Origin of the sequence: Petrocella atlantisensis, from assembly GCF_900538275.1 — a bacterium.
GTDB classification, from domain to species: Bacteria; Bacillota; Clostridia; order Lachnospirales; family Vallitaleaceae; genus Petrocella; species Petrocella atlantisensis.
The window spans coordinates 2,331,009-2,348,220 of sequence record NZ_LR130778.1; the positions used below are offsets into that span (position 1 = coordinate 2,331,009).

Sequence of the window (17,212 nt, forward strand, 5' to 3'; positions counted from 1 at the left end):
AGAAGCTGTCATAATCATAATTAAGACGAATAAAAAACGCCTACATGTTTGGGCGTTTTTTTGTTCTGTCTTTTATTGAATGAATCTAAGTATCTATAGTGGTAGATTTTCTATAGAGAGCGGGACTCATCCCGGTATGATTTTTGAAAACATTGGAAAAGTAACCCGGATTACAAAATTCAAGAAGTGTTGCAATATCGGTCACCTTCATTTGTGAAAATTCTAAAAAGTTTTTTGCAACTTCTACTTTATGCTTTTGTATGTAATCAGTTATGGACATACCAACTTCTTTATAAAAAAGCTTTGAAAGATAATCCGGCGACAAGTGGGTCAGCTCGGCCAAAGTGGATACAGTTATTTTTGAAGTAGCATTTTCATAGATATGCTTAGCCACTTTGGAGATTGGGAACGGGTAGTTGAAAATAACAGTATTTTGAATAAGCTTGGTACATGTTTCAAGCATCTCATATTCAAAGTTAACAAGATCCTCTTTTTTATCTAAGCTTTCTATATGTTTGATAAAAACATCACTTAAATCGAAGGCGTCTTCTGAATTGACACCGGCTTCTATGACTGCACGTGTAAACAATGTACAAGACCCTATAAGAGAGTTTTTTGTGGACCGAATTGAATCCCTAGCTAAACTGGGTTTTTCAAGGGCGTTTATTTCTTTAAGAGTGTGTGCGGCACTTGCCAAATAACCTTGTCTAATTTCTTTCAATAATTTGCACTCGAGAGCATAGGAGGGATGTTTATAATGTATATCCAGATTTTTGAGTTTTTCTTTTATCAAGGAATTTTTCACAACTAAACCTCATTTCACATCGGATTTATGTAAATTATAACAGATTTTTAAAAGAATATAAAGATAATTAATACTATACTAAACAAGTAGATGAAAGCAGGTCGCTGATTTAGCTAAGCAAGTCTTTTGTATTTCTCATTAGAGCAAACGGTTGCCCAACTTTTGAAAGCGTCATGTATGACACCAGATTTAATAGGGAGGAACAAAAATGAAAAGATTGTTAACAATAATAATGGTACTTGCAATGGTAACAGCATTGTTTGCCGGCTGTGGGAAAACAGAGACCCCAGAGACAGGTGAAATGACAGAAACAGAAACAGGAACAGAGACAGAAACAGAAACACCAGCATCAACAGAAGGCCAAAGCGTCGTCATCTATCAGAACAAAGTAGAGATTGGCGAACAACTGATGGCATTTGCAGCACTGTATGAAGAAGAAACAGGTGTAGAAGTAACAGTCAAAACATCCGGTGGTGACACCCCATACGCAGAGAACCTAAAAGCAGAATTCCAATCTGATAGACAACCAGACATCTATGTAATAGAAGGTATGGGCGGATACAACACATGGAAAACAAAACTTACACCATTTGAAAACGAAGAATGGATGGATTTAACAACACTCGAATTTGCAGTAGACGGTCAAGTATATGGTTTCCCAGTAGCCGTTGAAGCATGGGGAATGGCATATAACAAAGACATCTTAGATCAAGCAGGTGTGGATCCTGCAACCTTAACATCACAAGAAGCGTACAAAGAAGCCTTCGAAAAAATCGATGGTATGAAAGACGAACTAGGTCTCAAATCTGTCGTAGCGATGGCAGCAGGACCAGATATGAGATGGGTAACAGGCTTACATAACTTTAACGGTTACTTATCAGCAGGCCTAGAGTATGGAGACACAACAGTACTAGACAAACTCAACAGTGGCGAAGCAGACCTAGAGCGCTTAACACAGTATGCAGACTGGGTAGAACTACTCTTTGCATATTCAGACAATGCGGTATTATTAACAGGTAACTATGACGCACAAGTTGGCCAATTTGCAACCGGACAAGCAGCCTTTGTACATCAAGGAAACTGGATTGACCCATGGTTAACAGACAATGGCGTAGACTTCCCAATGGGCTTTGCACCTCATGCATCCGTATATGGTGAGCACAATGCAATCTTCATAGGCGCACCATCATACTATGTACTCAACAGTGACAGCCCGAACCAAGAAGCAGCAAAAGCATTCTTAAACTACATGGCAACAACAGAAGCAGGACACAACTACATGGTTAACGAAGCAAAAATGGTACCAGCCTTCACAAACGTAACCCTAGTACCGGACACCCCACTATCAGCCAATGTAACAGAGTGGTTAAAGAAAGAAAACGGTGCCTATACATGGTTACAAAACGACATGCCGGACGGATTTGGAATGGGAACCATCGCACCACTATATGAAAGTTATGCAAAAGGCGATTTAGACAAAGAAGCCTTCATAGCACAACTGGTAGCAAAAATAGAAGAAAACAAATAAGCCGTAAAAAGTAAATAAAAGCAAAACAAAAGAAACGCTTGGGAAGGGTGTGTGTCTTGCACACTTTCTTAATTGATAGGAAAGCAATACTTTCCTATCAATTAAGAAGGTTTGTATCCGGATGCAGGAGCAAAACTCTCTTCTTATAAAAAAGCCTACATAAGAAAACCCCAACTCAAATAACAAAGTAACAACAAATAAAATGACCGAGGGAGAAGGAAAGTGTATGAATAAAAAATCAAAAGAAAAACTAGTATTCTGGTTGTTCCTAGTACCGGCCTTGTCAAGTTTCATCCTCGTAGTGGTCGTACCATTTGTCATGGGCGTCTATTACTCCATGACAGACTGGACAGCCGTCGCAGGACAAGAAGCCAACTGGGTAGGCATTAACAACTACAGGAGCATGTTTAGTGACTTGGAATTTAGGTACTCCTTCATAAGGACCTTCCTATTCACCTTGTTAAGCGTCATCTCCATCAACGTCGTGGCCTTAACATTCGCCTTTTTAGTCACAAGAGAAATCCGGTTCAAAAACTTCTTTAGAGCAGGCTTTTTCATCCCTAACCTAATAGGGGGATTGGTACTTGGTTACATCTGGCAGTTCATCTTCAAAAGCGTCGTACCCTCAGTTGGAACCCTACTTGGCATAGAAGCACTAGAAAAGTACTCATCCTAGCAGAACCCAACTTAGCCCTCTTTGGACTCATCTTTGCCTTCACATGGCAATACGCCGGGTACATCATGATGATCTATGTAGCAGCCCTACTTAACGTACCCCAGGAGCTCATAGAAGCCAGCCAAATCGATGGTGCCAACTTCATCCAAAGACTTAGAAGCATCACCATACCTATGATAGCACAAGCCTTTACCATCACCTCCTTCTTAACCTTGGTCACCTCCTTTAAGCAATACGACATCATCGTCGCCTTAACCAATGGAGGTCCGGCCGCAATCTACCAAGGCACCACCGTTAACTCAACAGAAATGCTGGCGGTGCACATCTATAGTGTCGCCTTCAAATATAACAATATGGCAGAAGGACAAGCCAGAGCCATCATCTTCTTCATCGTCCTATCGGTGGTATCCATCGGCCAGGTCTACTACAATAAAAAGAAAGAGGTGGAAATGTAATGGGTGTCAAAAAATATGGTCAACACAATCTTAACCATCATCACCTTCGTACTCTTTGTCATCATCATGTTTCCCTTCTTCATTGTTGTCATCAACTCAGCCAAATCATCCTTAGAAATCATCACCGACCCTATATCCCTGCCACAACACTGGGGCCAACTCTTAGCCAACATCAGTGACATATGGAACAGACCCAGTATCAGATACTCTTCAAGTGTGTTCTCATCAGTCATCATCACCGTAGGATCGCTGACCACCATCACCATCTTCTCCGCCATGTCGGCATGGGTGTTGGTAAGAACCAAAAGCACAACCTCGACCATCATCTTCTTAGTCTTCTTAAGCGGGCTCATCATACCCTTCCAAGTGGTCATGTTTCCACTGGTCGCCTTCTTTAGAATGATCTATGAAGCCACAGGTATAAGAATGCTAAGAACCTATCACGGCATGATCATCGCTTACATTGGATTTGGAGCACCGCTTGCGGTCTTCATGTTCCACGGGTTCATCAAATCCATACCCTTAGAGCTTGAAGAAGCTGCCACCATAGACGGCTGTAGCCGTCCACAGATCTTCTTTAAGATCATCATGCCCATACTTAGGCCCATATTTGTAACGGTCATCATCCTAAACGCCATCTGGATATGGAACGACTTCTTGTTACCATCACTGATACTCGGCGTTGGACAAGACGTACAAACCATACCACTAGCCATAAGGGCCTTTGCAGGATCCTTTGTTAAGAAGTGGGACCTTATCATGACAGCGGTACTCATGGCAGCCGCACCAATCATCGTCGGCTTCCTCTTTGCCCAAAAGCACATCATCAAGGGCATGGTTGCAGGTTCTATCAAATAATATTATAATAGTAAAGGGCTGTTTTCAGCCCTTTATTTTTCTATATCAGTGAAGCATTACTTTCTTAATATATAGAAGTGGAGGTATGAGGATGATACAAGAGAAGGAAAAGTGGAGAGAAGATTTAAAAAACGCCTATTTTGATATCTACAGTGATTTGGGCGGTAGTGGCAAAAGCTTTGAGTCACTCATGCAAGTCATTGAAATAAGATCCAAAGAGAGAGGGAAAGAACTAAAAGACCTGGATATGCGCGAACATGACTGGTATATGAGCGAACATATGATTGGTATGATGCTTTATGTGGATTTGTTTGCAGGCAACATCAAGCTCATGATTGATAAAATACCCTATCTTGTTGAACTTGGCATAACCTATGTACATCTAATGCCTCTACTAAAGCCAAGGAAAGATGAAAACGACGGAGGCTATGCGGTTGAAGACTACATGGATATAGATCCGAAATTGGGACGGCTTGAAGACTTTGTTATGCTTATGGATGCACTTAGACATGCGGGAATTGCAGTGTGTATTGACTATGTCCTTAATCATACTGCAGATACTCATGAATGGGCTAAGAAAGCCCTTGAGGGAGAAAAAAAATATCAGGATATGTATATGATGTACGATAGTAGGGATATACCGGACTTGTATGATGCCACAGTACCGGAAGTACTGCCGGATAAACATCCTGGGAATTTCACTTACAAATCTGAGATTGATAAATGGGTATACACTTCCTTTAGTGATTTCCAGTGGGACCTGAATTTTAAAAACCCAATGGTTTTTGAAAAAATGGTGGATATTATGCTCTATCTTGCTAATCTAGGTGTTAATATCATTCGTTTAGATGCCATTGCTTTTGTATGGAAGGAAATCCATACATCCTGTAGAAACCTGAATCAAGCCCATAAGCTGATGCATATGCTTCATTGCGTTAAAGAAATAGCATGCCCCTCTCTGGCATTGCTTGGAGAAGCCATTGTTGAACCGGATGAGATTTTTAAATACTTTGGTACGCGAGATAATGTAGAGTGCGGTATTTTATATAACGCCAACTTTATGGTTAACATATTTAACAGTATGGCAACAAGAGATGTGCGTCTTATGAAAATCGATAATGAAAGATTCAAAGTACCGGTTACAGGTTGTTTTATGAATTATGTTCGTTGCCATGATGATATTGGTTGGGGATTTAATGAAGAAGCTACGAGACATTTGGGCCTTGACCCTTACCAACACAAACATTTTTTAATCGATTTTTACTCTAGAGATTTTGAAGGTTCCTTTGCAAAAGGTGAAATCTATCAGTATAACCCAAGAAATCATGATGCAAGGACCAATGGAACATTAGCTTCATTACTTGGCCTTGAGAAAGCCCATGATAGGAAGGACACGCATGGTCGGACATTTGCTTTAAACAGAATTAAGCTGGTGACGGCACTCATTTTTTCACATAGAGGCATACCTTTAATTTATAGTGGTGATGAGATTGCAACATTGAATGACCAGAGCTATCTAAAGGATCCCCACAAGTCAAAAGAAGGCCGGTGGGTGCACAGACCTTATTTTGACTGGGAAAGAGCAGAAAAAAGAAAGGATCCTTTTACAGATGAGGGGATTATATTCTTATATACACAAAACCTGATTCGTATAAGAAAGAATGAACCACTATTAAATGGAAAAATTGATGCACAAGTTATAGATATAAATCATAATCAGGTGTATACTTTTTATAAAGAAGATAAAGATCAGCGCATGCTTTGTCTATATAATTTCAGTGAGAACAATCAATACATAAGTGGTAAAATACTAAGAAACAAGGGGTTCTGCGGAATTATGTCAGATTTGTTGACAGGTAAACTGGTCTCACTTGAGGGCGGTGAAATACATCTTTATCCTTACGAATGTCTTTGGTTAAAAGAAACAAGCCCACATAATGCCTAGGAGGTAAAAATGAGAGAATTTGAAAGACCCACAATTTTTGTTAGCAGATGTATCGAGCATAAAGCCTGTCGCTATGATGGGAGTATCATAGGAAGTGCTTTTATAAAAAAAATTAAACCACATGTAAATATCATTACAGAATGTCCGGAAGTGGCTATTGGTCTTAGCATACCAAGACAAGCGATTCGAATCATCATGGAAGATGATGTAGAGAAGTTGGTTTATTCCATGACAGGTGAGGATGTTTCAGAGGATATGATTAATTTTTCGGCTACATTTTTATCGGATCTTAAGAATAAGAATATCCATGGTGCAGTATTAAAAAGTAGGTCCCCTTCTTGTGGGATAAAAGATGTTAAGATGTATAAAGGCACCGGACGTGTGAGCTCTTTGACTAAAAAAACAAAAGGTTTTTTCGGCAAAGCTTTTTTAGAGGCATTTCCGGAGTTGGCTGTTGAAGATGAGGGGCGTATTAGTAATTATCAAATAAGAGAGCATTTCCTAACACGTATTTATACTATGGCGGCTTTTGACAAAGTTAAAGCCAGTCAGAGTATGAAGAGCTTGGTCAAATTCCAAAGTGACAACAAATACCTGCTAATGGCCTATCATCAAGCCAATCAGAAAGTTTTAGGTAAGATTGTAGCTAACCATGAGCATAAACCGGTAAAAGAAGTTATGGAAGCATATGAAGAAGTGTTGTATAAGTCATTTATGAACCCAATGCGACAAGGTCGTAATATGAACATGCTGTTGCATTTATTTGGCTATTTTTCCAAGGAGCTCAATAAAGATGAAAAAGCATTTTTCCTTGATCGAATGGAAGACTATCAAAATCACAAAATCCCATACTCAGTTCCGCTATCCATCATTCATTCATGGGCAATCCGTTTTGATAATCCATATCTTAAAGACCAAACAATTTTTGAAGCCTATCCTAAAGTGTTAATAGATGTTAATGATTCAGGCAAAGGTGTGGATAAATAGAGCAAAAAGACTATGTCAGGACATTGGAGCTAAAAATGGAACAATGTAGATACATATTTATAAATATAAATAAATTATTGTAACAAAAATATGGTATGGATTACTTTTGTTCTTTTTGTAAGCTATGAAAATTTTTTCTAATGTGCTATAATAGGATGTGTTAAATGGTTAACAATAAAAAGATTGACAAAAAAGAGGAGTTAGTTAAATGAAAAAAATATTTGGTTTAATGTTAGTACTTGTAATGACAGCAGCAATCTTTGCAGGTTGTGCAAAAGAAGAACCGGTTGTTGAAGAAACACCAGAAGTAACAGAAGAAGCAACAGAAGAAGTAGCAGAAGAGACAGCAGAAGAAGCAACAGAAGAAGAAGTTGACGCAGTAAGTACAGCATCAATCGTTACAGAAGGTGATGCATTAGTAGCAGCACTTGGTGCGGATGGTTTCTGGCTTGCAGCAACTTTAAATGACATCGTGTTAGAAGAAGATCTTGTAGTTGAAGGCGAATTCATACATAGAGAAGAAATCGCTAGAAAATTAGGTCTTTATACTCAAGATGCTGACCGTAACGTTCTTGAAAGATTCACATTAACAGCACCAAGCTTGATTGTAAAAAGTGAAAACTTCAGATTACAAGGTGGAACATTTGTTGGTGACGTTTATGTTGAAGCTAACGGATTCCATTTAGTAGACAATACAATCGAAGGTAACTTATACTTTGCAAGCCAAGAATACATGGACTCAAGAGTTGAAGATGAGACTGGTGTTGTTACAGGTGCTGTAGAAGTTAAGTAGTCATAAGAACTTAAAAGCATAAAAATATATATCAAAAACTGCCGTTTAGACCATTTTCGGCAGTTTTTGTTTTTGTAGTGATTGTTAATTTCATGGTAATAACAAGATTGCTTTTATTCTATGGAGAAGTTATAATATTGGTAAAATGAAGCTAAAGACAATGACTTAGTTTAAGGAGAATAATGGGATGAATGGTTTTATGATAAGAGAAAGTGCCCTAAAGGATGATCATTACTATATCGACTATAATGGTGAATATGAAATGTCAAAATTAAGTTCTTGCACTGGAATAGCAGAAAATGTAATTGAACATATATACTTAGACCATGAAGGTGTATTGGATTCGGATAAAGAAGTTTTTTATTTTAGTAAAAGAGGCAACGCAGCGGATGCGGTTGAGGAATTAAACAGTAGGGTAATCCGCTCAAAAACATCCAGAACGGTTGAGCTTACAGAAGAAGAAATCGAATATATACGCAAAGCATTGATTAATGAAGACTCAAATATCATATTTACGAAGAATTCAATCCGTACTTCCATATTCAACAAATTGAATAAATAGTCATAATATGAATGATGCCCATCTAACACTTGCAATTATGCTTATTTCGTAGTAAAATTTATTTATTGTGGTGTTGTGCTGTTTTATTGCAACATTAGCATAATAACGTATCAGAATCTTATAAAGGTTCTGGTCAAATCAAGATCGTTAATATCGATAGAGAAAGCGATATTTTCTGAAGAAAAGGGGCATAAAATGAAAAAGATAGTAAGTATGATCATGTTGTTTGTAATGGTACTGGTTGTAGCAGGATGTGCTAAGGAAGAATCTGCTAATGTTTTGACAATAGCAGTTGATGACTCTTATCCACCAATGGAATTTAGAGATGAAGATAATGAGCTGGTTGGTTTTGACGTTGATTTTGCTAAAGCCTTAGGCGCAGAAATGGGTATTGAGGTAGAATTCGTACCAACAGCTTGGGAAGGTATTTTCTCAGGGCTGAATTCAGATAAGTATGATGTCATCATATCATCTGTTAGTATTACGCCGGATCGTCTTGAAGGGTTTGAATTCTCAAAACCTTACTTATCAAACGGTCAGGTAATTGTTGTAGCACCTGGTGATGAATCAGTTCAAACACCTGCAGATCTTGAAGGTAAGAATGTTGGGGTTCAACTTGGTACAACAGCTGATATCGCAGTTGAAAAGCAACTGGAAATGACACCTTTTGAGATTACTAAGTATGATGATATCACTCAAACGTTTGCAGATATGAAAACAGGTCGTCTAGATGCTATCGTTGTTGATTATGCTGTAGCCATTGATTTTGTATCAAAGAATTCCGAGGATTATGTTATTACAACTGCTCAGTTAACCAATGAACCTATTGGTGTTTGTATTAAAAAGGGTAACACAGAATTAAAAGAAAAAATTGATGCAGCTTTAGTTACGCTTCAAGGGAATGGTACAATGGTTAAGATTTCAGAAGAATGGTTAGGTGGCGATTACGTTTCTAACATAGATGAAGAATTACGTTAGATTATAGAGAACTCGCTTATGTCATTTGCCAATGCATAAGCGAGTTTTTTTATTTTTTCTTTGACGAACATATAACTCAACATATATAATAGACTAAAATAATGATGAACTTTGATTCATCATAAGTGAGGAAGTGATGTAATGGCAGTGACACAGAAACAGCTATTGGCGATTTTTGAGGGAGCCTTTATAACCCTTCAGTTGACAATAATTGCAATACTCATCGGCTTGATATTCGGGCTGTTTTTTGCATTAGGACGTATTTCTAAAAGCAAGGCACTAAACACGATAAGTTGGACTTACATATGGGTATTTAGAGGAACGCCATTGTTGTTACAGATATTGGTGATCTATTATACCTTACCAAGTATAGGTATTAAACTTTCAGCTTTTATGTCAGGTATTGTAGCCCTTAGTTTAAACTCGGCTGCCTACTTAGCAGAAATTATCAGAGCTGCTATTTTATCCATTGACAAAGGACAAATGGAGGCCTCTAAAGCCCTTGGATTCAGTTATTATCAAGCGATGTTTAAGATAATTATACCCCAATCCTATAGACGTCTTATACCGCCAGTGGGTAATGAAGCTATTATGTTATTGAAAGATTCATCTCTTGTCTCAACAATGGGCATAACAGAGTTGCTTAGAACGTCAAGGATTATGGTTAACTCAAATGGTGACTCCATTTATTATGCATTAGCAGCGGTTATTTATTTATTTTTCACCACCATATTCACCTTGATTTTCCAAAAACTTGAAGCTAAATACTCTGTATACGAATAGGAGGGATTAAATATGATGATTGAGTATAAGAATATATATAAGTCATTTGGATCCCTTGAAGTCTTAAAAGGTATCGATTTGAATGTAGAGAAAAGTGAAGTGCTATGTATCATTGGCCCTAGTGGATCAGGTAAGAGTACACTTCTAAGATGTCTGAATCATTTGGAACGCATTACTGCTGGAGAGATCTATGTAGAAGGTGAGCTGATTGATGCTAATGACAATGGTCATAATCAGTTAAAACTACCTCAACATAAGATGGCAGAGATATGCTCTGAGCTTGGTATGGTCTTCCAAAGATTTAACCTATTTCCACATATGACTGTGCTTGAAAATGTAATTACCGGTCCCATGACGGTAAAAAAGGAAACAAAAGAGGCGATTATACCCTATGCAGAGGAGCTTCTGGAGCTGGTAGGCCTTAGTGATAAAAGAGACGAATATCCATCTAGACTTTCAGGGGGGCAACAACAAAGGGTTGCCATCGCTAGGGCCCTTGCAATGAAACCTAAGATCATGCTTTTTGATGAACCAACTTCCGCACTTGATCCGGAATTGGTGGGTGAAGTGCTTGAAGTTATGAAAAAACTGGCAAGAGACGGTATGACCATGATTGTTGTAACTCATGAAATGGCTTTTGCTAGAGAAGTGGGCACGCGTGTTGTCTTTATGGATGAAGGTGTTATCGTTGAACAAGGTGATCCAAAGGAATTCTTTGATCAACCAAAAACCGATAGGGCAAGAGCCTTCCTTAGAAAAATAGTATAAAGAAGTTATGGTAATTTTAGGCACTTTATGTGCTTTGGAGGACTTATGATAAAATTAATGGCAGACTCAACTTGTGATTTATCAGATGCTTTTTTGGAAAAATATGATATCAGTATGGCACCCCTTAGTATTATTATTAATGGTCAGAGTTACAAAGACCGTATTGATATTCAACCAAGCGCATTATACAATATGTTAGGCACTTTGAAAGATCTGCCGACTACAGCTATGCCCAGCCCGACGGAGTACATTGATATCATTGAAGCTTCAATCGATAAAGGGTATACTGAAATATTATGTATTTGTATGTCAAGCGGTACCAGTGGCTCTTATCAATCCGCACTTTTAGCATGGGAGTATTTTAAGGAAAAGTATGGTGATACACCTTATAAGATGCATGTGGTGGATTCGAAGTGCATGAGCCATGGTAGTGGTTACTTACTATTAAAAAGCGCATTACTAAGAGCTCAAGGTGCCACCTTTGACGACTTGGTTGATTTTAATGAAACCTATAAGACGAATGTGAAGCACTTGCTGTCGGTAGATGACCTTGATAATCTAATTAAGAGTGGCCGCTTAACCAATGTTAGTGCTATGATTGGCAAGGTTCTGAAAGTGAAACCGATTATGTCCATGCGTAATGGAAAAGGTGCTATTGTTGCCAAAGTCAGAGGCAGTAAAAAGGTTTATGCCCATTATGTTGAGTCCTTTACAACTCGAGTGGATTTGGAATTAACAGATTTTATTATTATTGGCTATACTTCTGATAGGACGGTTGCTGAGAACTTGAAGCTTAAGTTACAAAGCGAGACAGGTTTTGCCGGAGATATTCATATGATGCAGATGGGTGTATCTGTAGGTACCCATGTAGGTCTTGGAGCCTTGTCCATGTACTTTTTTGAAAAAGGGGACAGACATGATGGCTTGGTTTACAATGAGATGAGTGCTCTTTTGGAAAAGAAGAATGAGTTGATGAAGCTTATAAGGAGTTTGAAGGATAAGAGTTGATATGTTAGATAGTATGGTTTAATGAATTTCAGAAGGTCTCTAAGCGGATTATTATTGCTTAAAGACCTTTTTTTGATTATAGGGGGTCCCCATGAAAACCCTTCCACAGTGTATATGACTACGGCCTCCGGTTGGTGCGTCCTGCACCAAAAGTCGGCGGTCTGCATCCATGCAGACTTGCTTAAGTCACACACACTGCTTCCAGGAACTTCATGGTCGGTGTCTACTATAACAATGTCAGTAGAGGCAAGTATGTTTTGAATACTGACTAATGGTACAACTGCAGATTAAGAAACAATATCTGTGTGCTGGGATTTTTTGATGACGGGTATGACTAAGGTGGCGACATAGGCTGCGATGGCGATTAGGGTGAAGTCTTTGATCATATAGGGGAGCATCATGATGGAGACGTCTATGATGGACATGATTTTAACTAGGTAGAGGTTGTAGATCATATAGAAATATATGTTGCCGACGAAGTAGGCGGCTAACAGACCAAGGGTTGAGATAGCAAATATTGGGAGGAATCGAATACTTTTTTGTCTGGAGGTTAATTTGCCGATCAGCCATGCAGCTAGAGCAAATCCGATGATGTATCCGAAAGTGGGTTTGAGGATATAACCTATGCCACCACCACCGGTGAACACGGGTAAACCGGCTAGTCCAAGAAGGATGTATATGATTTGTGACATGAGCGCATTTTTTGAGCCAAGTAACAGACCGGCAAAAACACAAAAAAACAGCTGGAAGGTTATAGGAACGAGTGGAAAGAATGGATTTGGTACTTTAATCAGTGCGCCAACTACCATTAAGGCTGTAAATAAAGATGTAAGTATGAGGTCTCTTGTTGTAAGTTTCATAAAGTTCTCCTTAATCCTTTTTATTGATATTGCCATTATAATGTCAAGCATCTCTATTGTCAACCATAAATAAAACGAGGTTAACAATAGATATGACAATAAAATTAATGGCATGAGGTAATATGAAAAAAATAGGGAGAATAGGTGCTATTATCATAAAAAATAAAGTGGTTGTATATGATTCCAAGATATTGTATACTCATAACATATGAAAAATGGAGGATACTTATTATGGAACAATTAGAGAAAAAATATGGTTTATTGACAGCTATTGCTATGGTTGTAGGTGTCGTTATAGGTTCGGGGGTCTTCTTTAAAGCAGACGATGTATTGACACTAACCGATGGCAATATTATATTGGCACTTGTGGCTTGGGCGGTGGGTGCTTTTTCTATGATTTTTGGTGCGTTGGTGTTTGCAGAGTTTGCACAACGTATTGAAAAGTCCAATGGTATCGTGGACTATTCTGAAGTTGCTTATGGTAAGAAGTTCGGTTATCTTGTGGGATGGTTCAAGGGTGTTTTATATTTCTCGCCTTTGTCAGCTATATTAGCATGGGTTGCATCCTTGTATACGATGATTTTACTTGGCAGTGATAATCCTACGAATGCATTGGGGACTTGGATTCTAGCAGTGACGTATATGTTGTTGACGTATTTGATGAATTATTTTGCACCTATTATTGCAGGTCGATTTCAAGTTACCACCACTATGATTAAGTTGATTCCACTCAGTCTTGTGGCGATTGGTGGTATGATTAGTGGACTGATTAATGGTGTTACGATGACGAATTTTACGGATGCTATGAGCAGTGTTGGTAGTAGCAGCGGAACATTGGCATCGGCTGTTGTTGCTACAGCTTTTGCATATGAAGGTTGGACCGTGGCCATTACCATTAACGGTGAGATCAAAGACTCTAAGAAAAACTTGCCTAAGGCATTGACGCTAGGTGCTCTGATTGTATTTCTAGTTTATATCTTTTATTTCTTAGGTATCGCTGGCGTACTACCAACACCTGAAATTGTTTCCCAAGGCGATAACGCCGTTAATATTGTTACCAATCAACTTTTTGGTAATACGGCATCCGTTATATTAACCGGGTTTGTCATAATATCCTGCCTAGGTACACTTAATGGTCTGGTTATGTCTTGTATTCGAGTGCCGCATTCCTTGGCCATTCGTAATCAAGGACCTGTACCGAAAATTATTAGTAAAATTAATAAAAAAACCAATATGCCCATAAATTCTGCAATATTTGCAGGTTGTCTGTCCTTTGGTTATCTGTTGTTATGGTTTTTCAGTTTGAATGAAACCTTTGGCGCATACATAGCGCTAGACGAGATTCCTATTGTACTGGTCTATGGTTTGTATATATTCTTATATATGTGGTACATAAAAAATTACACAGATCTTAACTTTTTCAGTCGTTATATTAAACCGATTTTTGCAACTATAGGTTCTTTAATTATCCTCTACGGGGGTATTACCAATCCAAGTATTGGTATGTATCTCGTTGTATCGGTTGTGGTTATTCTGATTGGGTTATTGTTTTATAGAAAAGAGGCGTCAGTAGAATAAAAGGCCTCATGGGGGTGGCGGATTTTTATGGAAATGTTTAGTATATTATCTCAATATAAGGGGTTATCAAGATCGGCCTATGTCATTTTTTTTGCAAGAATTATTACAAATATGGGTGCGTTCATATGGCCTTTAATGACTTTAATCTTGGTGAATAAGATGGGTTATACAGAATCACAAACAGCCCTTGTAGCAATTGTCATCGGGGTTATCTATCTTCCTGCAACCATACTGGGTGGACGTTTGGCAGATCGATTTAATCGGAAGTATCTCATCGTGTTTTTAGATACACTGAGTGTTATTTTTTTCATCAGTTGTGCTTTTGTTGAGCCGGGATTCGACATGCTGATACGTTTTTCATTGGCAGGTTTATTTGCCAATATGGAAGGTCCCGCTTTTGAAGCATTGATTTCAGACGTAACAAAGCCGGCTGAACGAGAAAAAGTATTTTCATTGTCCTATTTGGGTCATAACCTAGGCTTTGTTTTCGGGGCAGCTATCGGTGGTATGCTTTTTGAAAACTACCTAAGCCTAGCTTTTGTCATAGATGGACTCACGACATTTCTATCTACAATCCTGATTGTTATCTTTGTGGTTGTTATTAAGCAAGACACTTTGAGTAAAGAAGAAATCAATGAATACGAAAACCATGAGCTGGATACAAAGCGGACTTTTGTAATTCTTAGAGAAAGAAAATCAATTTGGATACAGATTGTTACTTTTTTCCTAGTTGCATTTATCTATGATCAATGGACATTTACTTTACCGATATATTTGGATCGATTATATCTGAGTGATGGTGCTAGATATTTTGGCTATCTGGCTAGTTTTAACGGTGGCTTAGTCATAGTATTTACACCCATACTTACCAAAATACTTAATAAAAGTCATGAAATGCAGAAGATGATGATAGGTGTTACTTTGTACGCATTCAGTTTTCTGGTCATTATGAATGAACCCCAATACTTTGTATTCTATATAATGATTTTCCTATTTACTATAGGCGAGATTGTGAACATGTTAGGGTCATCGCCCTTTATCAGCAGGAGGGTTCCGGCTTCTCACAGAGGCCGAGTCAACAGTCTTGTCCATGTAGGTTTTTTCTTAGGTTCCGTTGTGGGTAAAGGTGTTATGGGTCTAATCATTCAATATACCAACTTCAATATTGCATTTATTGTCATAGCTCTAACGGGATTTGCTACAGTTGGTCTTATAACAATTAATTACAAAATAGATAAAAAGTTATTTCCTAATTTGTACAAGTCCGATCTAAAAAATATAAGTGTTTAAAACAATAAGGCCCCCAACATAATATTATGTTGGGGGTCTTCCTATTTTTTATAGTTCTTTATACCAATGATGTACATACCTGCAATATCAACTTTAACATTTTTCTTAACCGGTAATTCTTTAAAAACTTTTTCATCACACATAAGTGTCGTAATCTTAGGACCTATTTTGGCTTTTACCAAAGGCATCTTACGTAGCTTTAAGTAAGCAGGTACCTGATCTTGGACAACTTTTGGTAGGTTGGAGTCTTTTATGCGCATTTTTTTCTTATCAATAACGAGAATTGTTACGGTCATTTTTTGTTGATCAATCATCGCTTGCTGACCATCAGCTTTTTTTTGCATTTTCTTTCCTACAAAGTATAGGATAGCCAAAACAACGGCTACGACAGCGAGGACAATTATTAAGATTTGCCACCATTCCATGGGTAATACCTCCTGAACACTCATTTCTTATGATGCTTATTCGTTTCTCCTAACTTAGGGAAACTATATCCATTTTATCATGTAACTTTAAAAATGCAAGGCAATAATATTAAAAATAGGTTTTTATAAGGTACAATCGCCAAATTGCTGGTATTTAGCCTTAATCTGGTCACCTATGATTGTAGCACAGTGTTTTTTTGAATCCTCGTCCCAAGTATCTAGGTCAATTGGTTCAAAAAAATGGACATATACTTTTGCAGGCTTAACATTAAAACCGTTATTCTCTAAAACCACATCGGTACCTTTAATGGCAACAGGAACGACCTTGACGCCGGATTTGAGCGCCAACTTAAAGCTACCTTGTTTAAAAGGCAGGAATTCATCAAGGCGGCTTCGGGTGCCTTGGGGGTATATCGCCAGATTATCGCCGGATTTAAGGTTCTCGATACCTTTCAAAATGGTTTTAACCGCAGAACGGCTATCCTCTCGATCTAAGAAAAGACAACCAAACATATCCATCCACTGTTTCAGTATGGGCACCTTAGCCATTTCTTTTTTACTGACAAAAGAGAGGGGCTTATTGGCATATAGGACAAGGGTGGGTGTATCCAAAAGACCTCGGTGGTTAGAAGCAAATAGATAATGATCCTTTGGGTCTAGATGTTCCATGCCGGTTGCAACAAAGTGAACACCGGCTAAGGACATAAGGCCCCAGGCCAGATAACGGGTATAGTAGCCGGCAATAGACATTGCCAATTTTCGATTGAATTTTCCAATCAACATACCGATGATTAAAAGCGGTAAGGAAAGTGTAAAAGAAAAGAAAAAAAATAGCAGTATAAGAATGCGTCTCATAAAATCACCTTTCATAGTAGATTGATTATAGACTTTGCATCATTATACCACCATCTTA

Annotated in this window: 18 protein-coding genes; 14 read left to right on the top strand and 4 right to left on the bottom strand. The window is 38.2% G+C overall.

Features of this window, described 5'->3' with window-relative positions:
* Positions 1 to 85: 85 nt before the first annotated feature.
* A complete protein-coding gene (locus PATL70BA_RS10790) occupies positions 86 to 805 on the bottom strand; it encodes a helix-turn-helix domain-containing protein (RefSeq protein WP_125137368.1) in 720 nt (239 codons plus the stop codon).
* Between the two features lie 208 nt (positions 806 to 1,013).
* On the opposite strand from PATL70BA_RS10790, the gene PATL70BA_RS10795 reads away from it, so the two are divergent.
* From PATL70BA_RS10795 to PATL70BA_RS10850, 12 genes are all read left to right on the top strand, one after another.
* Positions 1,014 to 2,333, top strand: coding sequence for an ABC transporter substrate-binding protein (locus PATL70BA_RS10795; RefSeq protein ID WP_125137369.1), 1,320 nt, complete (start codon positions 1,014 to 1,016; stop codon positions 2,331 to 2,333).
* A gap of 202 nt (positions 2,334 to 2,535) precedes the next feature.
* Positions 2,536 to 3,009, top strand: coding sequence for a carbohydrate ABC transporter permease (locus PATL70BA_RS16610; protein WP_243115899.1), 474 nt, complete (start codon positions 2,536 to 2,538; stop codon positions 3,007 to 3,009).
* Positions 3,003 to 3,464, top strand: coding sequence for a carbohydrate ABC transporter permease (locus PATL70BA_RS16615; protein ID WP_330510353.1), 462 nt, complete (start codon positions 3,003 to 3,005; stop codon positions 3,462 to 3,464). Before PATL70BA_RS16610 ends, PATL70BA_RS16615 begins: the two co-directional genes overlap by 7 nt.
* 3 nt (positions 3,465 to 3,467) lie before the next feature.
* Complete coding sequence (locus PATL70BA_RS10805) at positions 3,468 to 4,322, top strand: carbohydrate ABC transporter permease (protein WP_243115901.1); 855 nt, start codon at positions 3,468 to 3,470, stop codon at positions 4,320 to 4,322.
* Between the two features lie 91 nt (positions 4,323 to 4,413).
* Positions 4,414 to 6,267: an amylosucrase gene (locus PATL70BA_RS10810; protein WP_197715756.1), complete on the top strand. Its 1,854-nt coding sequence runs from the start codon at positions 4,414 to 4,416 to the stop codon at positions 6,265 to 6,267.
* Between the two features lie 9 nt (positions 6,268 to 6,276).
* Positions 6,277 to 7,254 carry a YbgA family protein gene (locus PATL70BA_RS10815; protein ID WP_125137371.1) on the top strand — a complete coding sequence of 326 codons (978 nt, stop codon included), beginning with the start codon at positions 6,277 to 6,279 and terminating at the stop codon, positions 7,252 to 7,254.
* Positions 7,255 to 7,462: 208 nt separating this feature from the next.
* On the top strand, positions 7,463 to 8,047 hold the full coding sequence (locus PATL70BA_RS16295) for a hypothetical protein (RefSeq protein ID WP_172596212.1): 585 nt from the start codon (positions 7,463 to 7,465) through the stop codon (positions 8,045 to 8,047).
* A gap of 187 nt (positions 8,048 to 8,234) precedes the next feature.
* A complete protein-coding gene (locus PATL70BA_RS10830; protein WP_125137374.1) occupies positions 8,235 to 8,609 on the top strand; it encodes a hypothetical protein in 375 nt (124 codons plus the stop codon).
* A 195-nt stretch (positions 8,610 to 8,804) separates the two neighbouring features.
* Positions 8,805 to 9,587, top strand: a complete 783-nt coding sequence (locus PATL70BA_RS10835) for an ABC transporter substrate-binding protein (protein ID WP_125137375.1) — start codon at positions 8,805 to 8,807, stop codon at positions 9,585 to 9,587.
* Positions 9,588 to 9,728: 141 nt separating this feature from the next.
* On the top strand, positions 9,729 to 10,370 hold the full coding sequence (locus PATL70BA_RS10840; RefSeq protein WP_125137376.1) for an amino acid ABC transporter permease: 642 nt from the start codon (positions 9,729 to 9,731) through the stop codon (positions 10,368 to 10,370).
* Positions 10,371 to 10,385: 15 nt separating this feature from the next.
* The gene (locus tag PATL70BA_RS10845; RefSeq protein WP_145985035.1) at positions 10,386 to 11,138 is read left to right on the top strand and encodes an amino acid ABC transporter ATP-binding protein; all 753 of its coding nucleotides are present in this window, start codon (positions 10,386 to 10,388) and stop codon (positions 11,136 to 11,138) included.
* A gap of 45 nt (positions 11,139 to 11,183) precedes the next feature.
* Positions 11,184 to 12,146, top strand: coding sequence for a DegV family protein (locus PATL70BA_RS10850; protein ID WP_125137378.1), 963 nt, complete (start codon positions 11,184 to 11,186; stop codon positions 12,144 to 12,146).
* A gap of 287 nt (positions 12,147 to 12,433) precedes the next feature.
* On the opposite strand, the gene PATL70BA_RS10855 is transcribed toward PATL70BA_RS10850, so the two are convergent.
* Complete coding sequence (locus PATL70BA_RS10855) at positions 12,434 to 13,006, bottom strand: biotin transporter BioY (protein ID WP_172596213.1); 573 nt, start codon at positions 13,004 to 13,006, stop codon at positions 12,434 to 12,436.
* Positions 13,007 to 13,237: 231 nt separating this feature from the next.
* Here PATL70BA_RS10855 and PATL70BA_RS10860 point away from each other — a divergent pair, with 231 nt between their 5' ends.
* Entirely contained in the window at positions 13,238 to 14,584 is a 1,347-nt protein-coding gene (locus PATL70BA_RS10860) for an APC family permease (protein ID WP_172596214.1), read from the top strand.
* A 27-nt stretch (positions 14,585 to 14,611) separates the two neighbouring features.
* Positions 14,612 to 15,874 (top strand): MFS transporter, encoded by a 1,263-nt coding sequence (locus PATL70BA_RS10865; protein WP_125137381.1) that lies wholly within the window; start codon positions 14,612 to 14,614, stop codon positions 15,872 to 15,874.
* 41 nt (positions 15,875 to 15,915) lie between these two features.
* On the opposite strand, the gene PATL70BA_RS10870 is transcribed toward PATL70BA_RS10865, so the two are convergent.
* Together PATL70BA_RS10870 and PATL70BA_RS10875 are read right to left on the bottom strand one after the other, a co-directional pair.
* Positions 15,916 to 16,299, bottom strand: coding sequence for a hypothetical protein (locus tag PATL70BA_RS10870; RefSeq protein WP_125137382.1), 384 nt, complete (start codon positions 16,297 to 16,299; stop codon positions 15,916 to 15,918).
* A 123-nt stretch (positions 16,300 to 16,422) separates the two neighbouring features.
* Entirely contained in the window at positions 16,423 to 17,169 is a 747-nt protein-coding gene (locus tag PATL70BA_RS10875) for a lysophospholipid acyltransferase family protein (RefSeq protein ID WP_125137383.1), read from the bottom strand.
* Positions 17,170 to 17,212: the final 43 nt, after the last annotated feature.

Bases quoted from the DNA above. Each gene is read 5' to 3' on its own strand.
- PATL70BA_RS10795 (WP_125137369.1), top strand. From the start codon at position 1,014: ATGAAAAGATTGTTAACAATAATAATGGTACTTGCAATGGTAACAGCA.
- PATL70BA_RS16610 (WP_243115899.1), top strand. From the start codon at position 2,536: ATGACCGAGGGAGAAGGAAAGTGTATGAATAAAAAATCAAAAGAAAAA.
- PATL70BA_RS10810 (WP_197715756.1), top strand. From the start codon at position 4,414: ATGATACAAGAGAAGGAAAAGTGGAGAGAAGATTTAAAAAACGCCTAT.
- PATL70BA_RS10815 (WP_125137371.1), top strand. From the start codon at position 6,277: ATGAGAGAATTTGAAAGACCCACAATTTTTGTTAGCAGATGTATCGAG.
- PATL70BA_RS16295 (WP_172596212.1), top strand. From the start codon at position 7,463: ATGAAAAAAATATTTGGTTTAATGTTAGTACTTGTAATGACAGCAGCA.
- PATL70BA_RS10830 (WP_125137374.1), top strand. From the start codon at position 8,235: ATGAATGGTTTTATGATAAGAGAAAGTGCCCTAAAGGATGATCATTAC.
- PATL70BA_RS10835 (WP_125137375.1), top strand. From the start codon at position 8,805: ATGAAAAAGATAGTAAGTATGATCATGTTGTTTGTAATGGTACTGGTT.
- PATL70BA_RS10840 (WP_125137376.1), top strand. From the start codon at position 9,729: ATGGCAGTGACACAGAAACAGCTATTGGCGATTTTTGAGGGAGCCTTT.
- PATL70BA_RS10845 (WP_145985035.1), top strand. From the start codon at position 10,386: ATGATTGAGTATAAGAATATATATAAGTCATTTGGATCCCTTGAAGTC.
- PATL70BA_RS10850 (WP_125137378.1), top strand. From the start codon at position 11,184: ATGATAAAATTAATGGCAGACTCAACTTGTGATTTATCAGATGCTTTT.
- PATL70BA_RS10855 (WP_172596213.1), bottom strand. From the start codon at position 13,006: ATGAAACTTACAACAAGAGACCTCATACTTACATCTTTATTTACAGCC.
- PATL70BA_RS10860 (WP_172596214.1), top strand. From the start codon at position 13,238: ATGGAACAATTAGAGAAAAAATATGGTTTATTGACAGCTATTGCTATG.
- PATL70BA_RS10865 (WP_125137381.1), top strand. From the start codon at position 14,612: ATGGAAATGTTTAGTATATTATCTCAATATAAGGGGTTATCAAGATCG.
- PATL70BA_RS10870 (WP_125137382.1), bottom strand. From the start codon at position 16,299: ATGGAATGGTGGCAAATCTTAATAATTGTCCTCGCTGTCGTAGCCGTT.
- PATL70BA_RS10875 (WP_125137383.1), bottom strand. From the start codon at position 17,169: ATGAAAGGTGATTTTATGAGACGCATTCTTATACTGCTATTTTTTTTC.